The 23,515-nt window shown below is 41.5% G+C and carries 27 protein-coding genes and 1 pseudogene; 21 read left to right on the top strand and 7 right to left on the bottom strand.

The genetic code is table 11. The annotated features are described in order from the left end of the window. Positions 1–534: a GNAT family N-acetyltransferase gene (locus ACE1TH_RS15345; RefSeq protein ID WP_375079430.1), complete on the bottom strand. Its 534-nt coding sequence runs from the start codon at positions 532–534 to the stop codon at positions 1–3. A gap of 168 nt (positions 535–702) precedes the next feature. Between ACE1TH_RS15345 and ACE1TH_RS15340 the strand changes: the two genes are divergently transcribed. The 4 genes from ACE1TH_RS15340 to ACE1TH_RS15325 all read left to right on the top strand — a co-directional run bounded on the left by ACE1TH_RS15340 (position 703) and on the right by ACE1TH_RS15325 (position 2,674). Next, a complete protein-coding gene (locus tag ACE1TH_RS15340) occupies positions 703–1,071 on the top strand; it encodes a hypothetical protein (RefSeq protein WP_375079429.1) in 369 nt (122 codons plus the stop codon). Between the two features lie 130 nt (positions 1,072–1,201). After that, the gene (locus ACE1TH_RS15335; RefSeq protein ID WP_375079428.1) at positions 1,202–1,627 is read left to right on the top strand and encodes a nucleoside 2-deoxyribosyltransferase; all 426 of its coding nucleotides are present in this window, start codon (positions 1,202–1,204) and stop codon (positions 1,625–1,627) included. Between the two features lie 287 nt (positions 1,628–1,914). Beyond that, positions 1,915–2,373: an SMI1/KNR4 family protein gene (locus ACE1TH_RS15330; protein WP_099303995.1), complete on the top strand. Its 459-nt coding sequence runs from the start codon at positions 1,915–1,917 to the stop codon at positions 2,371–2,373. Positions 2,374–2,422: 49 nt separating this feature from the next. After that, entirely contained in the window at positions 2,423–2,674 is a 252-nt protein-coding gene (locus tag ACE1TH_RS15325; protein WP_099303993.1) for a hypothetical protein, read from the top strand. Positions 2,675–2,712: 38 nt separating this feature from the next. Here ACE1TH_RS15325 and ACE1TH_RS15320 read toward each other — a convergent pair whose 3' ends face one another. The 4 genes from ACE1TH_RS15320 to ACE1TH_RS15305 are packed head-to-tail and all read right to left on the bottom strand — an operon-like array spanning position 2,713 to position 8,583. Continuing rightward, positions 2,713–3,903, bottom strand: a complete 1,191-nt coding sequence (locus ACE1TH_RS15320) for a UDPGP type 1 family protein (RefSeq protein ID WP_375079427.1) — start codon at positions 3,901–3,903, stop codon at positions 2,713–2,715. 59 nt (positions 3,904–3,962) lie between these two features. Continuing rightward, positions 3,963–4,808, bottom strand: a complete 846-nt coding sequence (locus ACE1TH_RS15315) for an aminoglycoside phosphotransferase family protein (RefSeq protein WP_255223999.1) — start codon at positions 4,806–4,808, stop codon at positions 3,963–3,965. 47 nt (positions 4,809–4,855) lie between these two features. Next, a complete protein-coding gene (locus ACE1TH_RS15310) occupies positions 4,856–6,844 on the bottom strand; it encodes an ABC transporter ATP-binding protein (protein WP_375079426.1) in 1,989 nt (662 codons plus the stop codon). Continuing rightward, a complete protein-coding gene (locus ACE1TH_RS15305; RefSeq protein WP_255223997.1) occupies positions 6,841–8,583 on the bottom strand; it encodes an ABC transporter ATP-binding protein in 1,743 nt (580 codons plus the stop codon). The genes ACE1TH_RS15310 and ACE1TH_RS15305 overlap by 4 nt, the downstream gene beginning before the upstream one ends. A gap of 388 nt (positions 8,584–8,971) precedes the next feature. Between ACE1TH_RS15305 and ACE1TH_RS15300 the strand changes: the two genes are divergently transcribed. The 8 genes and pseudogenes from ACE1TH_RS15300 (at position 8,972) to ACE1TH_RS15265 (ending at position 13,894) form a co-directional block, all read left to right on the top strand. Next, positions 8,972–9,745: an NUDIX domain-containing protein gene (locus ACE1TH_RS15300; protein ID WP_255223996.1), complete on the top strand. Its 774-nt coding sequence runs from the start codon at positions 8,972–8,974 to the stop codon at positions 9,743–9,745. An 88-nt stretch (positions 9,746–9,833) separates the two neighbouring features. Next, the gene (locus tag ACE1TH_RS15295) at positions 9,834–10,412 is read left to right on the top strand and encodes a hypothetical protein (RefSeq protein ID WP_375079425.1); all 579 of its coding nucleotides are present in this window, start codon (positions 9,834–9,836) and stop codon (positions 10,410–10,412) included. A gap of 85 nt (positions 10,413–10,497) precedes the next feature. Continuing rightward, positions 10,498–10,788, top strand: a complete 291-nt coding sequence (locus ACE1TH_RS15290; protein ID WP_099303981.1) for a hypothetical protein — start codon at positions 10,498–10,500, stop codon at positions 10,786–10,788. A 30-nt stretch (positions 10,789–10,818) separates the two neighbouring features. Then, entirely contained in the window at positions 10,819–11,874 is a 1,056-nt protein-coding gene (locus ACE1TH_RS15285) for a transglutaminase-like domain-containing protein (protein ID WP_375079424.1), read from the top strand. Positions 11,875–11,927: 53 nt separating this feature from the next. Further along, positions 11,928–12,427: pseudogene (locus ACE1TH_RS15280) on the top strand (DNA topology modulation protein). 15 nt (positions 12,428–12,442) lie between these two features. Beyond that, positions 12,443–12,913 (top strand): GNAT family N-acetyltransferase, encoded by a 471-nt coding sequence (locus ACE1TH_RS15275; protein ID WP_375079423.1) that lies wholly within the window; start codon positions 12,443–12,445, stop codon positions 12,911–12,913. After that, positions 12,906–13,502 (top strand): putative glycolipid-binding domain-containing protein, encoded by a 597-nt coding sequence (locus ACE1TH_RS15270; protein WP_375079422.1) that lies wholly within the window; start codon positions 12,906–12,908, stop codon positions 13,500–13,502. The genes ACE1TH_RS15275 and ACE1TH_RS15270 overlap by 8 nt, the downstream gene beginning before the upstream one ends. Then, positions 13,499–13,894, top strand: a complete 396-nt coding sequence (locus tag ACE1TH_RS15265) for a GNAT family N-acetyltransferase (RefSeq protein WP_375079421.1) — start codon at positions 13,499–13,501, stop codon at positions 13,892–13,894. Before ACE1TH_RS15270 ends, ACE1TH_RS15265 begins: the two co-directional genes overlap by 4 nt. Here the strand turns inward: ACE1TH_RS15265 and ACE1TH_RS15260 are convergent. Next, positions 13,891–14,412 (bottom strand): TetR/AcrR family transcriptional regulator, encoded by a 522-nt coding sequence (locus tag ACE1TH_RS15260; protein WP_375079420.1) that lies wholly within the window; start codon positions 14,410–14,412, stop codon positions 13,891–13,893. The genes ACE1TH_RS15265 and ACE1TH_RS15260 overlap by 4 nt on opposite strands. A gap of 149 nt (positions 14,413–14,561) precedes the next feature. Here ACE1TH_RS15260 and ACE1TH_RS15255 point away from each other — a divergent pair, with 149 nt between their 5' ends. Next, positions 14,562–15,440, top strand: coding sequence for an oxidoreductase (locus tag ACE1TH_RS15255; RefSeq protein ID WP_375079419.1), 879 nt, complete (start codon positions 14,562–14,564; stop codon positions 15,438–15,440). A 24-nt stretch (positions 15,441–15,464) separates the two neighbouring features. Here ACE1TH_RS15255 and ACE1TH_RS15250 read toward each other — a convergent pair whose 3' ends face one another. Then, entirely contained in the window at positions 15,465–16,661 is a 1,197-nt protein-coding gene (locus ACE1TH_RS15250) for an MFS transporter (protein WP_375079418.1), read from the bottom strand. Positions 16,662–16,968: 307 nt separating this feature from the next. Between ACE1TH_RS15250 and ACE1TH_RS15245 the strand changes: the two genes are divergently transcribed. From ACE1TH_RS15245 to ACE1TH_RS15210, 8 genes are all read left to right on the top strand, one after another. Then, complete coding sequence (locus ACE1TH_RS15245) at positions 16,969–17,865, top strand: PhnD/SsuA/transferrin family substrate-binding protein (RefSeq protein ID WP_375079417.1); 897 nt, start codon at positions 16,969–16,971, stop codon at positions 17,863–17,865. Then, positions 17,865–18,635, top strand: a complete 771-nt coding sequence (gene phnC, locus ACE1TH_RS15240) for a phosphonate ABC transporter ATP-binding protein (protein ID WP_375079416.1) — start codon at positions 17,865–17,867, stop codon at positions 18,633–18,635. The genes ACE1TH_RS15245 and phnC overlap by 1 nt, the downstream gene beginning before the upstream one ends. Beyond that, complete coding sequence (gene phnE, locus ACE1TH_RS15235; RefSeq protein ID WP_375079415.1) at positions 18,632–19,429, top strand: phosphonate ABC transporter, permease protein PhnE; 798 nt, start codon at positions 18,632–18,634, stop codon at positions 19,427–19,429. Before phnC ends, phnE begins: the two co-directional genes overlap by 4 nt. Before the next feature lie 17 nt (positions 19,430–19,446). Beyond that, positions 19,447–20,346, top strand: a complete 900-nt coding sequence (locus ACE1TH_RS15230; RefSeq protein WP_375079414.1) for a Ppx/GppA phosphatase family protein — start codon at positions 19,447–19,449, stop codon at positions 20,344–20,346. A gap of 49 nt (positions 20,347–20,395) precedes the next feature. Beyond that, the gene (locus ACE1TH_RS15225) at positions 20,396–21,205 is read left to right on the top strand and encodes a GNAT family N-acetyltransferase (RefSeq protein ID WP_375079413.1); all 810 of its coding nucleotides are present in this window, start codon (positions 20,396–20,398) and stop codon (positions 21,203–21,205) included. 202 nt (positions 21,206–21,407) lie between these two features. Then, positions 21,408–22,157 carry a class I SAM-dependent methyltransferase gene (locus ACE1TH_RS15220; RefSeq protein ID WP_375079412.1) on the top strand — a complete coding sequence of 250 codons (750 nt, stop codon included), beginning with the start codon at positions 21,408–21,410 and terminating at the stop codon, positions 22,155–22,157. Positions 22,158–22,214: 57 nt separating this feature from the next. Further along, complete coding sequence (locus ACE1TH_RS15215; RefSeq protein WP_375079411.1) at positions 22,215–22,622, top strand: GNAT family N-acetyltransferase; 408 nt, start codon at positions 22,215–22,217, stop codon at positions 22,620–22,622. A 90-nt stretch (positions 22,623–22,712) separates the two neighbouring features. Then, on the top strand, positions 22,713–23,462 hold the full coding sequence (locus ACE1TH_RS15210) for a tubby C-terminal domain-like protein (RefSeq protein WP_255223981.1): 750 nt from the start codon (positions 22,713–22,715) through the stop codon (positions 23,460–23,462). Positions 23,463–23,515 lie beyond the last annotated feature (53 nt).

Genomic DNA, 23,515 nt, shown 5'->3' with positions numbered 1-23,515 from the left:
CTACTCCGTAAACGGTTTAGAGTATTGAACAACTCCTGTTACTTGATCGAGCGCATGAGGGGTTAATTCAAGTGCCATAAATGCTTCATCTGGAACATCAAAGGGTGCTTTAATATTAAACGTACTCGCTCTTTTGAATCCGAACTTAGGATAGTAGGCATCGTGGCCAAGGACGATCACAGATTCGTAACCAAGATCTTTGGCTTGTTGTAGGGCAGTGTGAATTAATTGACTGCCTATGCCTTTATTTTGATAAGAAGGTATAACGGACACAGGAGCGAGCGCTAAAGAATCAACGGCACTTTCTCCATTCACAATCGTAATGTGTGAAAGCAGGATGTGCCCAACAATCTCTTCATCCTCATGGACTGCCACCAGTGAAAGTTGAGGAATAAACGCATCCGATTTGCGGATTTTCCCTACTAGTAAGTGCTCCTGATGATCACTCTGTTCTTCGTTTTTAAAAGCCTCTTCAATCACTGTTTCCGTTATAGGGTAGTCTAATTCGGTTTCTTGTCTAATCGTAATCGTCATCCATGATTCTCCTTTTTACTAAACAAATGCTCTGTTTACATCGTACCCTTTATTTTAAGCGTTCATGTCGGAATATCTAGGATAATTTTTCATGAGCGCATTTATGTTTTATGAAAGTATTGAAGTTGGAGATGCTATGTCTAATTAAATGAAAAAGAGGGCATCTAAATGTTGAAACCATTCTTACAGTCCGTTTTTCTTGTTGTCTTTATCCTCTCTGCTCCGGAAATGGTGCATGCAGAGGCGAGTACTCAAAGGGATCAAGAGCAAATCATTGAATCGTTATTATTTGTGTATATCTCAAATGAATTAAAAATGCGATTTAATCAACCTATGGAATTTCGTTGCGTAAGCAGTCATTCGTTTAAACAAACAATTGAAGGAGAACGGTTTCTTGTAGACATAGTGGCCTATAATCAAAAGCATGCTTTCAACGTGAAAATGATGTTTACTAATGAAGGAACGGCTTATGGGGACTGGGAAATAACGAAATTTCAAAAGACAGCATTAGATCGTTCCCATTTTTCTTGTACGTAAACCCACTGTCAACATTGTGCGGTGCGTTTAGTTTCTTTTGTACTTTGAAGAGTTTTATAAATGAACACCTTTATCCGTTCTAGCATATACTCCATAACATCGCACATTTTTAATGGAGGGGTTGTTCGATGTGACAGTACGTGTGTATCTCGCATCTGGTTTCTTCAATGATCAGCAGCTTCAAAAGGTAGAAAAGACGGAAGGAATTCTTCGTGCTAAAGGGTTGCTTGTGTTTAGTCCGCGTGAGCATCAAAATGAATCCTTGCCTTTTGGTTCGCGGGAGTGGAGAGCTGAAACGTTTAGGGACGATCGTGCGGCGATTCTACAATCAGATGTGGTTGTTGCTATTTATGATGAGCAAGATGCAGGTACGATGTGGGAAATAGGGTTTGCGTATGCGAACCAAAAACCAATTGTGATCCTTCATATCAATGAAGAGCCCGTCAATATTATGATTACGGAAAGTTTACATGCTTACGTTGATTCATTTAGGCAATTGGATGAATATTCGTTTTATCGTTTACGAAAGATTCCTTATGAAGGAGACGTGACGTAAGGCGCTATAAAGACGTAAAAGAACCTTTATGAATGAACCAATGTCATTTATAAGGGTTCTTTTTTGTATGAAAGGATAAAGCATTACTTTTTAAAGCCTGCCGCAAACGCAGGATCATATAACGTCATCGTGGTAAGGATTTGCGCCATTTCTTTAGGCGTTTTTATTGCATGAATGTGAAACTACATCAAAGCTAAAGCAATTCTTTAAAATTATTTACCAAAATAGATTGCCTTTCACTATAATAAAAGGAATTAGAACGTTTAAAAAGCTAGGGTGAATGTGTGATGAAATCAATTTGGTCAGAAGACAATGGTGGAACAGTGCTACCTCGTGTTACAGAAAAGATGATTGTGGAGGCTGAGAAACACTTTGGTGTGGCATTACCAAGTGCATATATAGAGCAAGTAAACATTCAAAATGGTGGCTGGATAACAGCAAATGCGGTGCCAAGCCCCTCAAAAGAAATTCAAGAAACGTTCCTTGAAATTGACGAGATCTTTGGAATTGGTGAGGATGGTGGCATTCTGGATTCCGACAAGCTTATCAACGAATGGGAATTACCGAGAGGCATTGTTTTATTTGGTGGAACGGGTCATACATGGTTTGGATTTGATTATCGGCAGACTAAGGTGGAGCCTCCGGTCGTGTATGTTGAAACATACGTGGAAACGGTGGAATATCGGCTTGCTGACAACTTTCAAGCATTCCTTTCCATGTTATACGTTGATGGTGGAGAAGAATAACATAAGGGATAGGCTCCTATAAATTAAACTGAAGAGAGGCGGAGTGTATTTGAAAAAAGAACACTTACTATTCGGCTATGTGTTTTTAGGGTTAGGGGTTTTACTATTTGGATTGATGCATCTTGCTATTGCTGTGTATTCACCTGTATTTGTGAATTGGGAATCTGTTACCCACAGTAAATTTGCCGCAATCTTATCTGAAATTAACGGCTGGTTTCCTTACATTATGAGTATTGTTTTTATGATTATTGGATTCATTGTTACACTCTATTACGTCTTCACACAATGGATAAAAATATAGAAAAGAAGCCAAGAGGAGACGTTCTCTTGGCTATCTTTCTAGTTAAACCGTTCTTTAGCTTCTTCTAAGCTGTCCTTGCCCGTTTTGTTTTTAACTGGTAAGAATTCGTTTGCTCGGTCTACTTGAAAAATGGACATCTTTGAGGCATAAGGGAAGACGTCAAAATAAAATTTTTCGAGTTTATAGCCGTTTGGTTCTGCAGGGTGCACCGCAACTCCTTGTTCATCAATTGTTGCAATCTTTTTATGTGCAAAATGATATGGAAGTACACGGTTCGCTGTTTGTTCGAGAAAGTCTACTTTAAAAAGGTGGATGCCGATATTGGCATCTTGAAGTTCAGGCTGCTGGCGTTGCTCTTCAGTCAGCTCTGAATATTCAATAACAGAAGGCTTACCATTTCGTTGACCCAGAACGCCCACTTTTTCACCTGGCTCTGCTTTTTTCACAGATTTACTTGAAATGTCCGCTCCTTGTTGATCGGCATAGCCAATAAAGAGGGGATCAGCCACTTGAACAAGGGCATTGTCAATGTTATTGAAAAAGATCCATTTGATGTTCGTGCTCTGGAGCTTTGCTAGAATACCAGCTTTTTGCATCGATGCAAAGACGCCGCCGTTGCCATTTGGAGCTTGAAAGACAGTCGCTTTATCTGCGAGCATCACCTTGCCATCAGGTGTAAGAGCGGGGCTAACTTCCTGTTGGAAAAAGGTGACTTGATCACGGTTGAGACCGAAGTACTGATTGTCATGAAAAAAAGCTTTTGTCGCATCATCATTAATGGGACTTGTCATGATGTACCAAGACAGGGTCGTGTTCATTTCATGTTGTAACGCTTGAATGCGCTTAGCTTGCAATGCAAATAAGGAAGTTTCAGGGGATCCGTCCATATTGACAGTTCCTTTTGGACCGTCGTGTCCTAACCGCGTTCCTTGGCCGCCTGCAAGCAGGACGATTGCGACCTTTCCGTCTGCGATTAAGGAACAACCGTGTTCGCGCATTTTTGTTAATTCTTCTGGCGAAAACATCTCAGTCGTATGGCTCGGCAATGCGGTAATGCGCGCATTCTCTTCATCCTTTTGATTCGCTGTTTCTAACTGGTCAAAATCAATTTGTTCAATTTGGTTAAGCAAATCGCGTTGTTCTTCTTCATTTAATTGCTCATAAAAATGGAGTAATTGTTCTTGTTTATTGGTTTCTAGCTTTTGTTTAATGGTTTCATAGGTCGCCATTGTTGGACCTCCTCTTATCAAATCATCCTTTCTTATCCTAGCATATTCATGCGCATCTCTCACCTTCCATACGCTTTCCATTGAAGCCAGCTCGTTTGATAAGCCGAAAAATCTTCAGGGTGATGACGCATAGACGTGGCCATTCGTAGATAGAGACATATGAGAACAAAAGGATCTAAATAGTCATCGACTGCCGACCCGTCTAATGTACGTGCAGCATGGAGAATGGTCGATCGTGATAGATCAAGTGGATACGAGCAAAATGCGTAAAGCAGATCGAATAAAGGTGGACCGTAAACAGGATCTGGGTCAATAACACCTGTTAGATCGTCCTCTCTAGTCATGACGTTATGGATCCCGCAATCTCCATGTAGCAAAAATGGTTTCGTTAACGGCATTCGTTCCGTTACTCTTTGAATGGCTTCCGTCACGAGCAGATGGTCGTCTTTTGCTAAAAAAGGCGCGAGGATTGGTTTGGTTTCCGCCACTTCCTGTTGTAGAAACTGGGACCAAGATTCGACAGGTGCTCCTGCCCAGCCCCAACCGCTCTCTACAGCTTTGTATCTAGAAAAAAGCTCTTCCACAAGAGTAGTGAGGAAACGTGCCTTGCTGATCGTTCTGTTGTTACAACTTCCTTTTAGATAAGGATAGATCGCAAAGTCAAATGAAGGCTCGACATAAATAGGCGTAGGGAGGATGTCTAATCCTTCATACATTTGAAAAAAACGTGCTTCCGCTTTTATTTGGTCAGGGAAATGTTTTTTTAAAACGAATGTTTCTTTTGCGTCAATGTCTAATTGGTAGACTTCACTAACTGTTCCCCCACTTAGTTTTTGAATAGTCATTTCCTCATTAGGGAGAATGCTTAGCTGTTGTAAGGCGTGTACGTAATCTGCGATGTTCATATTTCGACTCCTTTAAAAATCCCTCTGACTTTTGCCAGAGGGGACGTTTAGCTCACTTGGCCTTGCTGGAGTTTATACAGATGTGCATAGTGTCCGTTTTTTCTCAACAGGTCGTTGTGAGTTCCTTGCTCTAGGATGATTCCCTTATCAAGAACGATAATATGGCTCGCGTCTTGAATCGTTGAAAGCCGGTGAGCGATCATAAATGTGGTCCGGTTTTGTTTGAGCGTTTGCAACCCGGTTTGAATGATTCGTTCTGTTTCTGTATCAACGCTCGATGTTGCTTCATCAAGAACGAGAATGGCTGGATTGGCAAGTAGAGCGCGGGCAAATGAAATCAGTTGGCGTTGTCCGCTGGAAAGGGTACTTCCTTTTTCTGTGACGATTTCATCTAGTCCATTTTTGAATAGATGGCTGCCACCAACGAGGCGAATCGCTTCTTCAATTTCTTGTTTTGAGGCGTCAGGTTTGCCATACGCGATATTAGACGCGATCGTCCCTGAGAACAAGTGCGGCTCTTGCAACACAATCCCCATATGAGCGCGCAATGCTTGCGGGCTATAGTTTTTTGTATTCACACCATCAATTGTAATACGGCCATTTGTTGGATCATAAAAGCGGAACAATAGATTCATTATGGAGCTTTTTCCTGATCCAGTGTGTCCAACTAAAGCAATGGTTTCACCTGGTTTGGCTTGAAAGGAAATGTTCTGTAAAACAGGCTCTCCTTCCACATAGGAAAAGGAAACAGTATGAAACACGACCTCACCAGTTGGACGAGGGGTGCTTGTGTCATCAACGTCAGCACCGTCTTCATCTAAAAGTTCAAACACACGAGAACCCGCTGCTCTTGCTTGTTCTAGATTGGCAAGTTGATTCATGACTTGATTAACTGGTTCAAATAGACGATTTACATAGTCAACAAATGCGTATAGCACACCTAAAGTGACAAGGCCTGCGGTTCCACCGCTTATCCACCAAATAAGCGCAACAAAGACGATGTTTTTTAACACAAATGTTAAGTTATGTCCGGTTAAAGAATTGACGTTAAGTAGGTTCGCTTGAGCGCGATAATGTTCATTATTTAGCTGATCAAATGAATTCATTTGCTGTTCCTCTTGATTAAAAGCTTGAATCATCGACATACCTTGGACATTTTCATTAAGAGAAGCGTTAATGTCGGCATTTTTTGCTCGAATGGTTCGGTTTAAACGAGCTGCAAATTTGCGGTAAAGCTTAAACCAAATAAACAAGAGTGGGAGAACAGCGAGCGTCATTACCGCTAGTCGCACATCTAAAAGGAAAAGCGCGAAATAAATGCCGATAATATAGACGAAGCTTGAGAAAAATGTTGCTAGTACGGTCATGTAAAGTTCCCGAACGGCTTCAGTGTCGTTTGTGATGCGGGCGACAATTTTTCCGGCAGGTTGATGATCGAAATAGCGCACTGGTACTTTAGATAAATGATTAAACACATCAACCCGCATGCGCTGAACAATTTTATGGGCAGCTTTTTGTAAGTAGAAATTCTTCCCATAATGAAAACATGCAGCGATGGTGACAAGGCTTAAATAGAGTAGCAACCAGCGAACGATAAAGCCAATTTCCGGTTCGTAAAACGAAAGTACTTCTTGTGCGGTTAGCGTATCTGCGGCAGAAGTATACGTTACGTCTTCTTGTTGAATCGATAAGACGCCGTTTTCAAAGGTTCGCTCGCCTTCAGTAGGTAAAGGTTCTCTTGTGAAATAAAATCCTGTGCCAATTTGTAAAATTTGCACCTCGTCACCGCGCCATGCATGTTCTGGTAAGTAAGCCTCTCGGGTGTAGGCGTTTCCATCAAATTGGACAGAATGCTCATTTGTTTCACTCTCATACCAGGGTTGTTCGATGCCGGAAATATGGCGATCGATAATCGTTTTTGCAATGAAAGGTCCTGTTAACTCAGCGGAAACAGCGATCGAAAGCATGATGAGTGCAAATAAAATGGTGCCTTTACTCGTAAGGGCATAACGAGCGAGTCGTTTTTCCGTGCTCATAACGTCACCTCATTGTTAGGACTCGTCTGGGTACGAACTTGTTCGGCATACCATCCCTTTTGCTGTAAAAGCGCTTGGTGGGTACCGCGCTCGGAGATTTCACCATTGTTCATGACGATAATTTCATCGGCGTGCTCAACTGCAGACATGCGGTGGCTCGTAATAATTGTTGTTTGTTGGGCTCGTTCCTGCTGAATAGCAGCGACGATCCGCGCTTCAGTTTTTGCATCAACGGCTGATAAAGAGTCATCCAATATGAGAAGTTCGGGATGAGTAATGAGGGCGCGAGCTATCGAAATTCGTTGTTTTTGACCACCAGATAACGAAACGCCGTTTTCGCCTACACGTGTCTGAAGCCCGTCAGGTAAGAAAGCGAGATCTTGATCAAATGCTGCAAGATGAATCGCTTGTTGCACCTCTTGCTCACTTGCATCTTTTGCTGCTAGTGTAATGTTCTCTTTCACAGACTTTGATAAGAGAGTATGATCTTGTGGAACGTACCCAATTATCGTGCGCAGCTCTTGCTGACTCAAATCTTTAGCTAAATAGTCCCCGTAAGAAAGTTGACCATCGCCGCATGGGTAATAGTTGATAAGCTGCTTAATGAACGTCGTTTTTCCACTCCCTGTTTTTCCAACGATGCCGAGAGTTGTGCCTTTGTTAATTGTTACGTCTATGTTTTTCAACTGGTTTGTCGTTGTTCCTGGATAGGAGAACATATAGTTACGAAATTGTATAGGAAATGTTGGACTCTTGCTGCTTGATGGATTTTGGACACTTTTTTGAACAGAAAGGGTCTCATTTACTCGCTCGTATGAAGCGCTACCTCTCTGCATAATATTAACGAGCTGACCAATCGCAAACATTGGCCAGATTAACATGCCGAGATAAAGATTAAACGTGACAATTTGTCCGAGGGTTACTTGCTGGTTGAAAACGAGATAAGCGCCATACCCGAGACCGATCACATAGCTTAATCCGACGACGACTGTCACAATGGGATCAAAGAATGATTCAATTCGAGCGACTTGAATATAACGGTTGTAAACGTCGCGGCTTTTATTCTCAAACGCTGCTTCATCCCGGCGTTCGCTGCGAAATGCTCGTATCACACGCATACCAGCAACGGATTCGAGCACACGATCATTCAAGTCCCCAAATGCTGCTTGCGCTTTGGAAAATCTCGAATGAATCATTTTTCCAAGAATGGTGACGCTAATCGCGATAATCGGAAGCGGGGCTACGGCTGCGAGCGTCAGACGCCAATCAATGAGGATCATCATGGCAACGAGTATGATAATTAAAAACACAATCGCATCAATGAACGTTAAAATACCAAACCCAGCCGTCATGGAAATTGCCTTCATATCATTCGTCCCGCGGGCTAACAAATCACCGGTTTTACGTTGTTCATAAAAAGGCGGGTCCATTTGAAATAAATGCTTCATAAATCGAGACCGTAGTTGTTTCTCTAATAAAAGAGCACCACCAAACAATTGCCGCATCCAAATGTAGCTTAATAGATAGCTAATCGCAACGACGGCGATCATCAAAACTATCATAGAAATGGCGTAGCTTGTCGACATTGCCCCACGTTGAAAGGTATCTATAGCTCTACCAATCAAAAAAGCAGGCGTTAACTCAAAAATGCTCACGAGTAAAAGTAAGGAAATTGCGATAATATAGCGCTTTTTCTGTTGTTTAAAAAACCAGCTCAATTGGCTTAATACTCGAAACATAGGGGTTCACTTCTTTCTACAGGTAGTCCGACCAGATCCTAGTCATCATGCCAGCTCTCCAGGATCACATACCAGTACCATAGAAATCTCCTCCTTATTAGAAACTTTTTGGCATAAAAAAACGTACGGTTACGCCGCACGTGTTAATAACTTATGCAATCGGCACTCATGGCGAGTCCGAGAAAAAGGAGCATGATTAATCGTGCAATCTCATTCGACGAGACTCGAAGGCTATGAAGTTATGGTTTTTCCAGACTAGATGTAACAAACGCATCGAACTCATCTCCTTTTTGAACAGTGTAATGGTCTTATCTTACTCGAAAAGTTATTAGATATGCAAGAAAATTTTAAAAACATATGATAATGTAACAGGAGAGGGGGAGATGGTGTGATTTATAGACGAAAAACGTATAAAATGGACCCTGAAAAAGTAGAAGCATTTACTGCTTTCTTTCATACTTATTTATACCCGAACCAAATACGTCATGGGGCAAAACTTATTGGCCGATGGGTTAATGAAACTCAAACTGAAATTACAGCGATTTGGGCGTACCCGAGTAAGGAAGTCTATCAACAAATAGAAGAACAAATACGTACGAGTGCGCTGCACAAAGAGGCTCAACAAAAACGACGTGAGCTTGAGCCGTTATACTTAGAAAAGGAAGAAACTTTTTTAACAAGTACAGTCAAAAATGATCCGCCTAAACACATTCTTTCTGTGAGTGGGTATATTACAAATCAGGATGGAGACGTGTTGCTTGTTCGAAATCATCATCGCTACGACACGTATGAAATGCCTGGTGGTCAAGTTGAAGAGGGAGAAACCCTTGAAGAAGCGATACATCGTGAAGTGAAAGAGGAAACAGGAGTCGAGATTACGTTAGGCGGAATAACAGGAATCTATCAGAACAGAACGCTTGGTGTGACCTGTGTTGTGTTTCGAGGAAAATTAAAGTCTGGTGTTCCGAGACCAGCGCCAGGAGAAACGGCAGAAGTATTTTTTACGGCATTAAATGAAGAGAAAATTCATGCACTTATTACACGTGAAGCCTTTAGGACAAGAGTATTTGATGCGATGAAAGGAAAGTATCTACCCTATGAAACCTATTTTGTGAAGCCATATGAGCTTTTAAGTCGCTTCGATCCTGAAGAAGAGGCGTAACGCATCTCGATTCCAGAGGTGCTTTTTGTTGTGTCTATTGTAGACATAAAATATACTTAATGAGACTCGTAATAAAGTAGGTGATCGTATGAATTCTTTAATGGTTGCAAAAATCATTCGTGTGGCAACGATCGCGCCTTTAATGGCGTTCGTTTCTCTGTTGCTTCTGTTTATCTTTGAGCCAGCGGTGTATGGAGGATGGTTTCAATTTAGCTTTGCCCTTCTTTTTCTAGTTGTGCTACCAGTAGTGGCTTATCCTCTTCAGCCTATTGTGCCAGGTTTTCGGGATAAAGGAAGGGAAGGACAGCGTAATTTCGCCATTCTTATGGGGGTCTTAGGGTATGTTTTTGGTATCCTATTTGCTTATGTGACAAACGCCCCAGAAGGAATCACCATGATTTATTGGATTTATTTCATCTCTGGTATAGGCATTGTCGTTTTTAATAAAGTGCTTCGCATTCGTGCAAGTGGTCATGCATGTGGGGTCGTCGGACCGATCAGTTTCTTAATCTATTTTCTTGGTCCTATTGCTTTCATCGGTTTGCTACTCATTGCCCTTGTCTACTGGGCATCGTTAAAAATGAAGCGACACACGCTTGCAGAGTTAATTTGGGGTAGCGCGATCTCATTCATAGCAGTGATCGGCATCATTTTAGTGTTTCGATAAGAAAAAGGGTGCTACTTAATGTGGCACCCTTTTTTTTATGCTATATTTTAACTAATGACTAAATTAAGAAAGGAGATGGATCGATATGGAAGCGCGCACCTATACATGGCGGTCGTACGGACTAGTGGGGCTCAGCGTCCTCGTCACACTAACAATGATTCTCTTAGACCCGATTGCCTCTGCAACAAGCGAAGCAGCAAGCTTTCCGATGATGCTCTTTATTTTTATTGGAACAGTTGTAACCGTTATCGGAATTCTGCTCGTGTTAATTTCTAAGAACGAACCATCAAGAATTGCGCTCATTGCGCTAGTAATTACCCTCATAAACTGCGGCGTAATTGGGTTCTTCTTTTTTGTTGGGTTAATGCATACATAAAACGATCTTATCAAAAAAGGAGGTGTTTGCTTGAAAAAAATCAACATTCTAGAATCGAACAACCACCTGCCGCTATCAAACCTTACGTATCTTCGAACAAATGAAGAAGAGTTAGATCAGCTGCGAGAATATGTGTATCGACATCTTAACGTCGATTCAACGGACGAATGGGGCGTCTTCCTGACAGTTATGAACTGGGTCCACCAACGCTTTGATCATGATGGGATCAATAGTGGCCAGTATCTCTCATCTCTAGATATTTTAAAAGAAGCGGGGACGGGAAAATCCTTTCGATGTGCAGAATACGCGAAAGTAACGAGCGATATCCTGCTCGGTTTAGGGTACGTCGCTCGTGTTGTTCGCGTGTTTAGTGAAGCAGCAGATTATGGTGGAATTGGCCAGTCCCATGTTGTGGTAGAAGTATGGTCTGTTCATTTAAAAAAATGGCTCTTTTTAGATCCACAATTCAACAGCTATGCCTCAGTGAAAGACATCCCGTTAAATTACGAGGAATTTTCTCGTTCCTTCCAAGATGCATCCATCCATTTCTTATCTATGGATGGTCCATCGGTCAAACAGTATGAAGGTTTTATCAAATCTTATTTTGGCTATGTAAGCACCTCTATTTTGCTGAATCAACAAGTTGTCGACCTATTTTTACATGTAAGAAGTGAGCGTCAGCTTCTAGCATTCCAATTTATGCAGCTGTCACATGCTCTTTTTACAAATGATACAGAACGGTTTTATGCCGATCCCACGCAAACAACTATCCTTTTTAATTATAAAGATCCAGTGATTCCCGAAGACATTATTACAACTTATGGGTTGAAGGAGCATAAAGATTTTGAGAACAACATGCACTTGTTTGCTGTGGAACCTCACTTTACGTTGACGTTCCACACCATTCATCCTGGTCATGAAACATTTGAAGTGCGTTTGAATGAGAGTGAACCTGTTCAAATTTCAGGCAATTCAGTTGATTGGAATGCGTCAGAAGGGTTGAACCAAGTGGAGGTGGTATCCATAAATCAAAAAGGGATTAAAGGATCGGAAACGAAAATACGTATAGGCTATTCGGGTGATTGAAGTCAATTTATTTAGCATAGTAAGAAAATAGTTGGTCATTTTGGGGAGGTCCTATGAAAAAAATCGTGCTTATTGGTTCGGGAGGAGCTGGAAAATCGACACTTGCTAGACAATTGAGTGAGAAATTGAACATTGAAGTCTTTCATCTCGATGCTCTCCACTGGAAGCCGAATTGGGAAATGACTTCTCGAGAAGAGCAGGAAGAGACGCAACATTCACTGGTCGAAAAAGATGAGTGGATTATTGATGGGCACTACGGTGGAACGTTGCCGATTCGATTACAAGCATGCGACACGATTATCTATTTAGATATGCCAAGAAGTGTCTGTGTCTATCGAGCCATCAAAAGATATCGGATGTATCGCAACAAAACCAGGCCGGATATGCATGAAGGGTGCGAAGAAAAATTAGACCCAGCATTTTTAAAATGGATTTGGGATTTCCCGAAAAAGAAGCGACCAGCTATTTTAGAGATGATTAACGCTATTCAGAAGGAAAGCAGGTCTTTATTCTAAAATCGAAGCGAGAAGTCGAGGCATTTATGGCGAAGTGAAGGGGGAAGGTTGCTATGATACGACTTGCTACAGGAGCAGATATTTCTCGTCTTGTAACGATGCGTTGGGATTTTACAATTGAGGATGACCCAGCGAAGGGCGAAGCATCGTTTCTTGAGTTTGAAGAGGAATGTACAACATTTTTAAAAGATGCTTTAACCAATAATCGTTGGTTTATCTGGGTAGCAGAAAAGGAGGGGAGAATTGTCTCCCATATCTATACTGAACTTGTACATAAAGTACCGCGACCAGGAAGAGTGACACATCCTTTCCTTTTTATGACGAATGTGTACACCTCACCTGAAGTTCGAAATGAGGGAATTGGAAGCCAGTTACTTCAATCCATTCATCAGTGGATCAAGGACAATCAGTTTGAATTTGCAATTGTTTGGCCAAGTGATGAAGCCATGCCTTTCTACAAGCGTAATGGCTATCAAAGTTGTGCCGAACCACTTGAATTTCTTTCCGGGAAAGCGAATGAATAATATGAAGACGAAGCGTGTTTGGAAAAACATTGAGTACACCGGTCTAGAAACTGCTCATATTGAAAGGGGAGAAGCGGGGATAAAGGTGTGCAGTACGGTGATGACTCTTGAGAATCATTCGCCAACCTGTATAGAGTATACGCTACGTTTGAACCAGAACTGGGAAGTCGAAAATTTGGAAGTGAGCAAAAAAGGACAAGATGGTGGATTATTCTTATCAGTGGATAAGGCAGGGAACTGGTTTTTAAATGATGGAACAAATATTCCAGATTTAACTGGAGCCGTTGATGTCGATTTGTCATGTACACCACTAACAAATTCACTACCAATTAAACGAATGGATTGGGAACAACAGGTAGAACCAGCGCAAATCGATGTTGTCTATATTGATCATGAGAACTTAACGTATAAAAAAGTAAAGCAATCTTACAAAAGGATTCATAAAAGAGAGGATACACAAACGTTCCATTATAAAAGCGGACAGTTTGAAACCGTGTTTACAGTTGATCATGAAGGTTTTGTATTAGCGTATCCGACTTATTTCAACCAAGTGTATCCACATAAAACAAGAGAGGAAGACCACCAATGATTACATTGAAAACTGGACAGACCATCACACCGGAGCAACTTGCGGAGGTGTTTAAAGCGTCAGCGATTAATCGTCCAACAGAAGATTTACAGAGATTGGAGACGATGCTTCAGCACAGCAATTTGCTGGTGACGGCTTGGGATAAAGATCGATTAGTTGGTGTGGCGAGAAGCTTAACGGATTTTAGTTATTGCTGTTATTTATCTGATTTAGCTGTTGATCGAGACTATCAAGCCCAGGGAATTGGCCGGAAGTTAATTGAAAAAACGAAAGAAGAGATTGGTGAAAGAAGTGCATTAATCTTACGAGCATCAGAAGAAGCGATGGCGTACTATCCGAAACTTGGGTTTGATCATGTGGACAATTGTTTCGTCATTCCAAGATCATTTTAATCTGAAGGAATTGACTTGATGATGTGTCTGGTTAGTTCTTCAGGCGAAAGGTCCATCCCTTCTTGAATCCAGTTAAGCTTTACGGAAAACATGCCGCCGACGAAAAATTGCTGCTCATAAGAAGACATGGTCTTATGCTGGAACATCAGATGCGCCAATGATTTTAAATAATGGCTAATGTCTACAATGGTACGATCACCATGTTTATAAAGGGTTAACACAAGGATGCGGTGGTCTGCCCAAAACTGAAAATACGCTAAGAGGACATCATCTATGCGCATGTCCTTTTTTTCATTAATCGATGTTAGAAATTGCTCGCACAGCTCATCAAAATAGCTTTGGATGACGTCTTCTTTTCCATCAAAATGGCGGTAAAATGATTGTCTCGAAACGGCTGCTTTATCCACAATTTCGCTAACGGTGATCTCTTTAAAGGCGTGTTTGTCCATTAATGTTAAAAGCGCTTGTATGAGGGCGTAGCGTGTTTTTTTGTATGTGCGATTGCGGTTTGAGAGCATCTAAACTCGTCCTTTCTGTTACATCTAAATGGATTTGTCACAGTTCCTTTTCGTTCGTTGACTGCTGGTAGACTAGTTGGTACGATAATTGCACAGTAATGTTACAACTGTCACAACTTTATTTTATCATAAAGGGAGTTCGGATGGATATGAAGACAATTGTTATCACCGGTGCAAACAGCGGCATTGGTTATGAGACAGCGAAGCACTTTCTTGCTGAAGGTTACCGTGTCGTGATGGCAGTGAGAAATTTGGATAAAGGAAAGGCTGCGAAAGAAGCATTCATGCAGCTTTATCCGAACGGACAAATTGAACTTAGGGAGCTAGATTTATCAAAGCTATCGAGTGTGCACGCGTTTAGTGAAGGAATGCTGCGAGACGATGTGGCAATTGATATCCTTGTAAATAACGCAGGGGTGATGATGCCGCCACATGAAATTACGGAAGATGGATTTGAACTACAGTTTGCGAGTAATCATCTTGGTCATTTTGCATTAACGGCACAACTTCTCCCTCTATTAGAAAAAAGCGAGGGCGCACGGGTGGTGTCTTTAAGCTCCATTGCTTATCGATTTGGTGAAATCAACTTTGATAATCTAGATGGAAAGAAAGGGTATAGCGCACAAAAATTTTACGGACAAAGTAAATTGGCGAACTTACTATTTGCGAAGGAACTCGATCGACGTTTAAAAGAAAATAAGTATAAAACGATTAGTACTGTGGCTCACCCGGGTTTTTCCGCAACGAACTTGTTCCAGTTTGGTAAAGGTAAGACACCTTGGTACGTTCGTTCCGCCATGAAATTTTTCACGCAGCCTGCTCAGATGGGGAGTCTCCCTACGATTTATGCGGCGACGGAGGAATCATTGAACGGCGGGGAATTTATTGGTCCCGATGGAAAAGGAGAGCGGAAAGGAAATCCGACCATTGTTACACCTAAGAACGGATACGTTGAAGAAGATGTGATGAAGAGACTTTGGGAGGTTTCGGAACAGTTAACCGGTGTGCGTTATCCTTTTCAAAAATAAAAACACCAACAATTGGCCTTTATCTTAAGCCGGTTGCTGGTGCTTTTTTATGATTGTAACGCGAAAAGCGGAGAGGAAGGACAAGACGGCTAACGCGGCAATCATGGCAACGATGCCCGACCAGCCGACTGCGTAAAAAAGGGTTCCTGACAGCGTACCCACCACACTGCCGCCAAAATAATAGGCGAATAGGTAAATAGAGGTAGCTTGTGTGTTATTCTCGTTTCCATAGTTGCTGACCCAACTACTACAAATGGAATGAGCACCAAAGAATCCAAACGTAAAGATCGCAATGCCAAGGACGATTAACCATAAATTTGGGTGAAGGGTGAGCGCACCGCCGATAAACAAAATACTGATGGAAAGCTTGAGAATTCTTCCTTTTCCGTATTTGTCAGAAAGCATGCCCATCCACGTTGAGCTAAAGGTTCCAACTAGATAGACGACGAAGATAAAGCCGACTAATGTTTGACTTAAATAATAGGGCGGATCCATTAGAACAAAGCCAATATAGTTATATAATGAAACAAACCCGGCGCTCAACAAGAACCCGTTTAGAAAGAGATAAGGTAAGCCAGGCACTTTGAAAGAAGAGAGAAAGGAACGAATCATGCCAGTTTGTTTTTGAGTAGGTACGACTTTCTTTTCAACTTTTGGAAGCAGGTACCAAAATAATGCGGTAGCTAGCAAACTAATAAGGCCGACGCCCATTACAGCTACATTCCAACTAAAGTAATCCGTTAAAAACCCACTAACAATCCTTCCTGTCATGCCTCCTATGGAGCTACCGCTAATGTAAAGCCCCATTGAAAATCCAAGACTCTTGCCTTCAATGGCATTTGCTAAATAAGCCATTGCCACAGCAGGAATACCGGCTAATGTAATACCCTGTAAAATTCGGAAAGCGATTAGCAATCCGAAACTTGATAAAAAGCCAGAGAAAATTACGAGAATCGATGAAACGACAAGAGAAGTCGTCATTAAATGTTTTTGGTCAAATTTATGCGCAAATGCGCCAATGATAAGCAACGTAATGGCAAGTGATAACGTTGTTGAAGATTGAACGAGGCTTGATAAGGCAGGGCTTACGCTAAATTCTTCTGCAATTTCAGGAAGTAATGATTGCATGCCCCAAAGAATGGCGAACGTGCAAAAGCCTCCAATAAAAAGAGCAGCATTGATCTTCTTAAATGCTGTTGTACCACGGTGTATGTCCGTCATTTGATCTGCTCCTGCGTATTAAATTTACTAGTAACTGTGAAAATAAGGTTCTCTTTAATCATACGCTTTCCGTCAACCACGCTCTAATGACTTTTTTGCATAAGATCGATGCAAGAAAGTTATTAATTAAAAACGATCGTTCGTTGCATTCCCTTTTAAAAGCAATGATAAAAATGAATTCAGTAGCTTCATTTACAAACTACATAGTATTTTTACAAATTTTATGATTATTTAATGCCAGCCTCATAGTCGCTTCATATTTTCCCTGTATTGTTAGAGCTAACAACATACATAGGGAGTGAGTGGGATGAAAAAGTATTTCCTTTTGGCGGGTTTGTCGTTTTTGTTAGTCGGGTGTGGAGAAGCTGCAAGTGAGGTAACGGCTGAAGAAAATGAAAACGAAACGGATGAAAAGCAAGATTGGCCGGAGACATTACGATTTGCGGATACGGGTTTGGAAGGTCTTGAAGAATTACAGCGTGAGTTTGGTCCTTTTAAAGATGCGCTTGAAGAGGTGCTTGATCTCGAAATAGAATTTTTTGCGGTGAATGATCGTATCATTGGCGCAACGGCACTAGAGTATGATCAAGTGGATGTCTTGCTTGCAGGTCCGTCGGAATATGCACAAATTAAATCGGTTGTTCCTGATGCAGAGCCAATTGTTGGAATTGAACGAGCTGATTATCACGCGGCGATTATTGTCCATGAGGATAGTGAGTACGAAACGCTAGATGATATAAAAGGTGCTTCGATTGCGATGAAAGATGCAGGTTCAACAAGTGGTCACATCGGGCCTAGTCAAATCTTAATCGAAGCTGGATTTGATCTTGATCAAGATGTGTCGATTCAACTTCTAGATGGTGCACGAATTGAAGCGTTTAAGAATCACGATGTGGATGTTTTAGCAACTGGAATAAAAGATTATCAACAGATGGTAGAAGAGGATGGAGAAGGGAAATATCGCTTACTTGCTGAAGGAGAGCCTCTTCCGAATGATGTGTTTGTTGCTTCCCCGGCGCTAGATGATGCTTTCGTGGAAGAATTAACAGCAGCCATTCTTGAAAATCAAGATGTTATCCTATCAAGCATTCTTGAGACGGGTGAGAATGATAAATACATGGAAGGTCAGTTTGTTGACGCGGAGGACAGCGACTATGATTCTATGCGTGAAGCGTACCGCGTTCTTGGAATGGAGCTTGACTAATGAGTGCGATGATTGAGGTGAGGGGTCTAACAAAAACGTATGATAACGGTGTGACTGCCCTAAAGTCTGTTGATTTTAACGTCCAACAAGGAGAAAAAGTTGTCCTTCTTGGCCATAATGGATCGGGAAAATCGACGTTATTCCGCTGCGTAAGTCAATTTGAAAAACCAACTCAAGGACATGTGTATGTGAACGGTGCAGACTTGCCAACGTTGAGCAAAAAAACGGTACGAGGGTACAGAAAGCAAATGGGAATTGTGTTTCAACATTTTAATCTTGTGTACAACGTCTCGGTCTTACAAAATGTTTTATTTGGTGCGATGGGGCGAACAACAACGTTTATTCACGTTCTAGCTCCGTTTGCCGCAAACTCTTTAAGGGAAGAAGCGATGGATTGCTTAGAACAAGTTGGACTTGCTTCTTTAGCCGGTCGTCGAGCAGATGCTTTATCTGGCGGTCAGAAACAACGAGTTGCAATCGCAAGAATGTTGATGCAGCGACCTTCAATCATACTTGCCGATGAACCGATCGCAAGCCTTGACCCAAAAGCAGGAAAAGAAATCATGGGTCTGCTTACGAAGATTGCCTCAAAAAAAGGAATGACGATGATTTGTATTCTTCACCAGCTTGAGGCTGCTCTAGAGTTTGGTGACCGAATTATTGCGTTGAAAAATGGAAAGAAAGTGTTAGATGCTTCGGTCCAGAAAATGGATCAACGCCAACTCTCATGGCTCTATGACGTTGAGGAGAAGGAGGAAGAGGTATCATGAGCGAGATGACCAACAGCCATATGCCTCCTCGCTTTAAGCGTCCTTCTCTTCTTACTTGGTTGGGGTGGCTGGTATTTTTAACATTATTTATAATGGGCATTCAGCACGGTGGTGTTTCCATTGATCGTTTAAGTACGGGCTTTGTCAACATGGTTCATTTTATCTCAACGGCTTTTCCGCCTGATCCATCACGGTTTTCTTCTATATCTGCGGCGATGTATGAGACGTTTCAAATTGCCTTAGTCGGCACGGTTTTCGGTGTTATCATCAGTTTGCCTGTCGCACTACTAGCATCAAGGAACACAACGATTCACCCGGTTGTTGGTTATGCAACAAAAGGGATTGTATCTGTGTTGCGTACGATACCAGACTTAGTTTGGGCCTTAATCTTTGTGATTTCGATTGGTCTTGGTCCGTTAGCAGGGATATTGACCATTACCGTTGATACAATCGGTTTCTGCGCCCGGTTTTTCTCGGAGCGAATTGAAGAAATTGAAAAGGGTCCTTCTGAAGCGCTCGAATCAACAGGTGGCTCGAAGTTAGGTGTCATGTCAGGTTCGATTCTACCAATTGGGTTTGCTTCTTTTGTTGGCACAAGTCTTTTTAGTGTAGAGAAGGCAGTTCGCTCCGCTGTAATCCTTGGTCTAGTAGGTGCTGGCGGGATTGGTGTAGAGCTGTCGACTTCGATGACGCTCAGACGGTTTGATGAAGCGTTGATGATCATCATCTTGATCCTGGTCGTTGTCATAGTAGTTGAGCAAGTCTCACAACGCATTCGCAAGCGACTAATTTAGTAGAGGAGGAGCATTTTATGCACTATGTATCCATGATTGAGATCGGCTCCAACTCTATGAAATGTACGATTTGCAAACGAGATAAAGGGCTATGGTGTATTGTGACGAAAAAGAAGGCTCAAGTTCATCTCGCCAAGCATTTAACGAAAGATCGAATCTTAAAAGAGCAAGCAGTAAAAAAAATCATATGGGCGCTCCAGCAGTTTAAAAAGGTTGAAGAAGCTTATGTGTGTCGTGGGTCGTTCGTGTTTGCAACTGGTGCTTTACGAATGGCGAGGAATCAAGGGGATGTGCTACATGCAATTAAAAGCCAAATTCATTCGAGTATTCAAATTTTGACTGGACGAGTGGAAGCTTTGCTCGGATACCTTGCCTTAAAGGAGCGGGTTTGTCTCGAAACAGGGATCGTGCTAGATACTGGTGGCGCAAGTACGGAGTTAACAATGGTATCAAAATCGAGCGCAACCTACTTTCAAAGCTACCCTTTTGGAGCGCTGACGTTAAGCAATGATTTTTTCTGTGCAGAAACAGCCGACTGGCGTCAGTTTGTCGGACAGCTAAAAGAACATCTTGCAAAGGATCAAGTTTTCCATACTGCGCCCATGCGTTCCCTTATTACGATTGGTGGCGCTCATCATTTTTTAAAAGAGCACGTGCAAACCGACTCATTTTCGACGGATGTGCTTAAACAGCAGCTCTATGAGCTTCTCGAAAAAGCCGAAGAAGAGTTTGTGCAGCTAAAGTGGATTCCAAAGCATCGCATTGCCTCGTTTAAAGGTGGACTGCTTCCGTTGCTCGCAGTCATTGATGTCTTTCCGGTTTCTGAAATAACGTTTCATCGCTTAACCATTACAGAGGGATTAATCGCGGCATTAAACGCTAGTCACAAAAGATCAACACCCTTGCTACACGTATAGGGTGTTTTTCGTTATAGTAGAACGAAAGGATGAAAAGGTGGGATAAGCAGTGTCCGTTAATCGAAAGCTTAATTTAGATGTAATTGATGATGTGGCAAAAAAGGTTAAAAAAGAGGAGAACTTCTTGTTTTACATGTATGTGACCGTCCGCAAAAAGGAAGCAACATTCTATGGTCAATATGAGGACGAAGAGCTAATAGGGGTACTTGCTTATACAGATCAACTACCTTTTCCTGCGTTTTCTTTCTTACCGATTAATAGAGATGTAGTAGATTTTCGTTCCTTACTAGCGTTTGCAACAGTTGACCTAGATCTTAATCCTGGTGAAATTGGCGGTACCATTCTAACAGGGAAAGATAAGGAGTTGCTTGGGCAACAGCTTGAATTAACGGGTCAGCCAATTGATTTCATCACAATGAGGCACGTAGATAAATCAAAGCTCATTTCGGCGACAGACATTGAGCGAGTTAAAGAAATTGACTATGATGCCTGTGCAACATTTATCAAAAAGAATGGAATGAATTATTTTCTTGCTGCGGAACTAGAAACAAATCCGTTTTGTGCGATCAAGCAAGAGGGGGAGTTTGTCTCTGTTGGTGGGTTTCATTTCTTTGACAAACAACTTGTGGAGCTTGGAAACATTATGACATGTCCATCAAACCGTGGAAAAGGGTACGCAAAAGCTGTGACGAGTGAGTTAGTTCGAATTGGATTACATTGCTCGCCAAACGTGTATTTGTCGGTACTTGCTCATAATAAAGCAGCCGTTCGTCTTTATGAAACACTTGGGTTTGACGTGTTCGTTCAAGCCTATATGATTGAGTTTCCTATAGGGAAAGAACGTTTGAGTTTATCGTGAAAATATTCTTTCTATTAAAACGATTTGTAGTATACTAGTTGTAATCTTTCAAAGGAGTGAGCGTAACATGTTGGTTTATTTTGTTCGATTTATTTCCTGTTCGGGCTAGAAAAAACGCGTACTAGCCACCAAGGAAGAAGTCTGTCTTTTTTTGAACAATGATCCAAGCGCTTACGTTACGTGTTGAAAGGTGGAAACAAAAATGACGAGTGAAAAATTACATCAATTTTACAATCGAATTGGAAAAGAAATAGGCTGGGATTTCAGTCAAGTAAATACAACGTTAACAGGTGTGAAATGGAATTTTTATGAACGAGTAAAGCAACTGTCAAAGCCAACAGACACAATACTAGACTTAGGAACCGGTGGAGGAGAAAACATTTTAAAGCTGGCCCCAGCCGTGGCTCATATTGATGCCGTTGATCAATCGCCAACAATGATACAAACAGCGCGAAGCAATCAACAGCGTTTAGCAGTTGAAAATGTTACGTTTCACGAGATGGCGTCTGAAGAAGTAGAGGTTTTAAAACAATCGTATGAAATGGTCTCCTGCTGTCATGCTCCCTTTTCTGCAAATGTAGTAGAGTGTGTAGTAAGTGAGAACGGGATTTTTCTTACTCAACAAGTTAGTGAAGGCGATAAGGTTAATCTAAAAGAGTGCTTTGGCAGAGGGCAGGCATTTGGTGTCAAAGATGGAACGTTAAAAGAAACGTATATCGACGCATTGAAGGCAGCAGGATTTAAAGAGGTTTTCGCCCAAGACTATAACGCAGTTGAGTACTATAAATCAGATGAAGATTTACGCTTTTTGCTGACACATACACCAATTATCGATCATTTCGGCAAGGAGGAAGATGATGAAAAGCATTTTCAAACCTATCTTGCTCGTTATCAAACAGAAAATGGGATCGAAACAAATTCAAAACGATTTATGATCATAGCCAGAAGGTGAAACGAGAGGGAATCTTCTTTATGGAGATTCCTTTTTAATTGATAAGGGGGGAAAAGAATGATTTATCAAACTACGCTAGACGGTATATCAGCAGAGATGTTAACAGGCTTTTTTCAGGATTGGGGGCACAAACACCCTACACCCGAAAAACATAGGACGCTTCTAGAAAAAAGTAGCTATATCGTTCTAGCGATAGACGAAAAGAAGAATCGTGTAGTTGGGTATACGACAGCGATCAGCGATGGCGTCCTTGCCGCCTACATCCCGTTTTTAGAAGTGCTGCCAGCATATAAGAACAAGGGGATTGGCAAGAGTTTAGTCTCGCAGATGCTGGATCAATTAAGCGATCACTATATGGTCGATTTATGTTGTGATGATGATTTAGTTGGTTATTACGAGCAGTTTGACATGAAAAAGAGTAATGGCATGATTGTAAGGCATTACAGCAATCAATCAGGTATATAAAGGCAAGACCTTCTCTAAATAAAATGTTTACAAAAAAGATTGATGGAAATGGGCAGGTGATAGGACCTATTTAGAGAAGAGGGTGAGTATGTGCTTACAACGATTTTGGTTTCGGTATTTGCAACAGTCTATCTCTTGATCCAAAGTGGTTTATACATGTTTGCGGATCAACCATTCTCAGATCAATCTGTTTGGATCGCTGTACTACTTGCAGTTGCTCTGACGTTTATGATTATACGACTGAGCTATACGTTTACCACTAGGAAGCGCACGAACGAGCGATTTGAGCAAGAAGAGCAAAATGGATCTGTACAAAAGGCAGATGTACAAGACGAGGCGAGTGAATGGCATTATCAAGAACCGATCTATTTACTTAATGATATGCCCATTCGTATTTTTGACGAGAATGAGAATCACCGCGCAACGTTACGCGTCACATTTACAAACCGATTTGAACGGATTTCATCAATAATCGGACTGTTTGATTACAGAAATATTTATATTGAAGATGAGGCAACTGGTGACAGCATCTATTTTAAAAAATATAAAGTGCGAGAGTCGTTTATACGTCCAAAATGGAATGTCTATATGAATGAAGAGAAGGTTGGTTTGTTAGCGTTACCTAAGATAACAAAAGAACAAATAAAAAATCAGGCAGTCTATGAATATACGTCTGATCGTACAAACGAAACGTTTAAAGTCCAGCACCGATACATGGATCTAAGTACTCGAATTTTTAATGAAGGAGGTGAGCAGGAACTCTTTCACGCCAAACGTTCGTTTTTCGGATGGAAAAGCCGGAAAAGATCAATCCCGGGGAATGAAGCATCAAGTGAATGATCAAGACAACAGCAATGAATTAAATTTCCTTGAAAAAGTCGGTGTCTACCAGC

Source organism: Shouchella sp. JSM 1781072 (assembly GCF_041949915.1).
GTDB lineage: Bacteria > Bacillota > Bacilli > Bacillales > Bacillaceae_D > Shouchella.
The sequence above is the reverse complement of the archived record's forward strand: the minus strand, read 5'-3'. Positions and strand labels throughout refer to the sequence as shown.

Coding starts and splice junctions, on each gene's coding strand:
- ACE1TH_RS15215 (WP_375079411.1), top strand. CDS start 22,215: ATGATTTATCAAACTACGCTAGACGGTATATCAGCAGAGATGTTAACA.
- ACE1TH_RS15320 (WP_375079427.1), bottom strand. CDS start 3,903: ATGGCGACCTATGAAACCATTAAACAAAAGCTAGAAACCAATAAACAA.
- ACE1TH_RS15295 (WP_375079425.1), top strand. CDS start 9,834: ATGAATTCTTTAATGGTTGCAAAAATCATTCGTGTGGCAACGATCGCG.
- ACE1TH_RS15270 (WP_375079422.1), top strand. CDS start 12,906: ATGAATAATATGAAGACGAAGCGTGTTTGGAAAAACATTGAGTACACC.
- ACE1TH_RS15315 (WP_255223999.1), bottom strand. CDS start 4,808: ATGAACATCGCAGATTACGTACACGCCTTACAACAGCTAAGCATTCTC.
- phnC (WP_375079416.1), top strand. CDS start 17,865: ATGAGTGCGATGATTGAGGTGAGGGGTCTAACAAAAACGTATGATAAC.
- ACE1TH_RS15345 (WP_375079430.1), bottom strand. CDS start 534: ATGACGATTACGATTAGACAAGAAACCGAATTAGACTACCCTATAACG.
- ACE1TH_RS15290 (WP_099303981.1), top strand. CDS start 10,498: ATGGAAGCGCGCACCTATACATGGCGGTCGTACGGACTAGTGGGGCTC.
- ACE1TH_RS15265 (WP_375079421.1), top strand. CDS start 13,499: ATGATTACATTGAAAACTGGACAGACCATCACACCGGAGCAACTTGCG.
- ACE1TH_RS15245 (WP_375079417.1), top strand. CDS start 16,969: ATGAAAAAGTATTTCCTTTTGGCGGGTTTGTCGTTTTTGTTAGTCGGG.
- ACE1TH_RS15340 (WP_375079429.1), top strand. CDS start 703: ATGTTGAAACCATTCTTACAGTCCGTTTTTCTTGTTGTCTTTATCCTC.
- ACE1TH_RS15255 (WP_375079419.1), top strand. CDS start 14,562: ATGAAGACAATTGTTATCACCGGTGCAAACAGCGGCATTGGTTATGAG.
- ACE1TH_RS15275 (WP_375079423.1), top strand. CDS start 12,443: ATGATACGACTTGCTACAGGAGCAGATATTTCTCGTCTTGTAACGATG.
- ACE1TH_RS15260 (WP_375079420.1), bottom strand. CDS start 14,412: ATGCTCTCAAACCGCAATCGCACATACAAAAAAACACGCTACGCCCTC.
- ACE1TH_RS15310 (WP_375079426.1), bottom strand. CDS start 6,844: ATGAGCACGGAAAAACGACTCGCTCGTTATGCCCTTACGAGTAAAGGC.
- ACE1TH_RS15220 (WP_375079412.1), top strand. CDS start 21,408: ATGACGAGTGAAAAATTACATCAATTTTACAATCGAATTGGAAAAGAA.
- ACE1TH_RS15230 (WP_375079414.1), top strand. CDS start 19,447: ATGCACTATGTATCCATGATTGAGATCGGCTCCAACTCTATGAAATGT.
- ACE1TH_RS15305 (WP_255223997.1), bottom strand. CDS start 8,583: ATGTTTCGAGTATTAAGCCAATTGAGCTGGTTTTTTAAACAACAGAAA.
- phnE (WP_375079415.1), top strand. CDS start 18,632: ATGAGCGAGATGACCAACAGCCATATGCCTCCTCGCTTTAAGCGTCCT.
- ACE1TH_RS15250 (WP_375079418.1), bottom strand. CDS start 16,661: ATGACGGACATACACCGTGGTACAACAGCATTTAAGAAGATCAATGCT.
- ACE1TH_RS15330 (WP_099303995.1), top strand. CDS start 1,915: ATGAAATCAATTTGGTCAGAAGACAATGGTGGAACAGTGCTACCTCGT.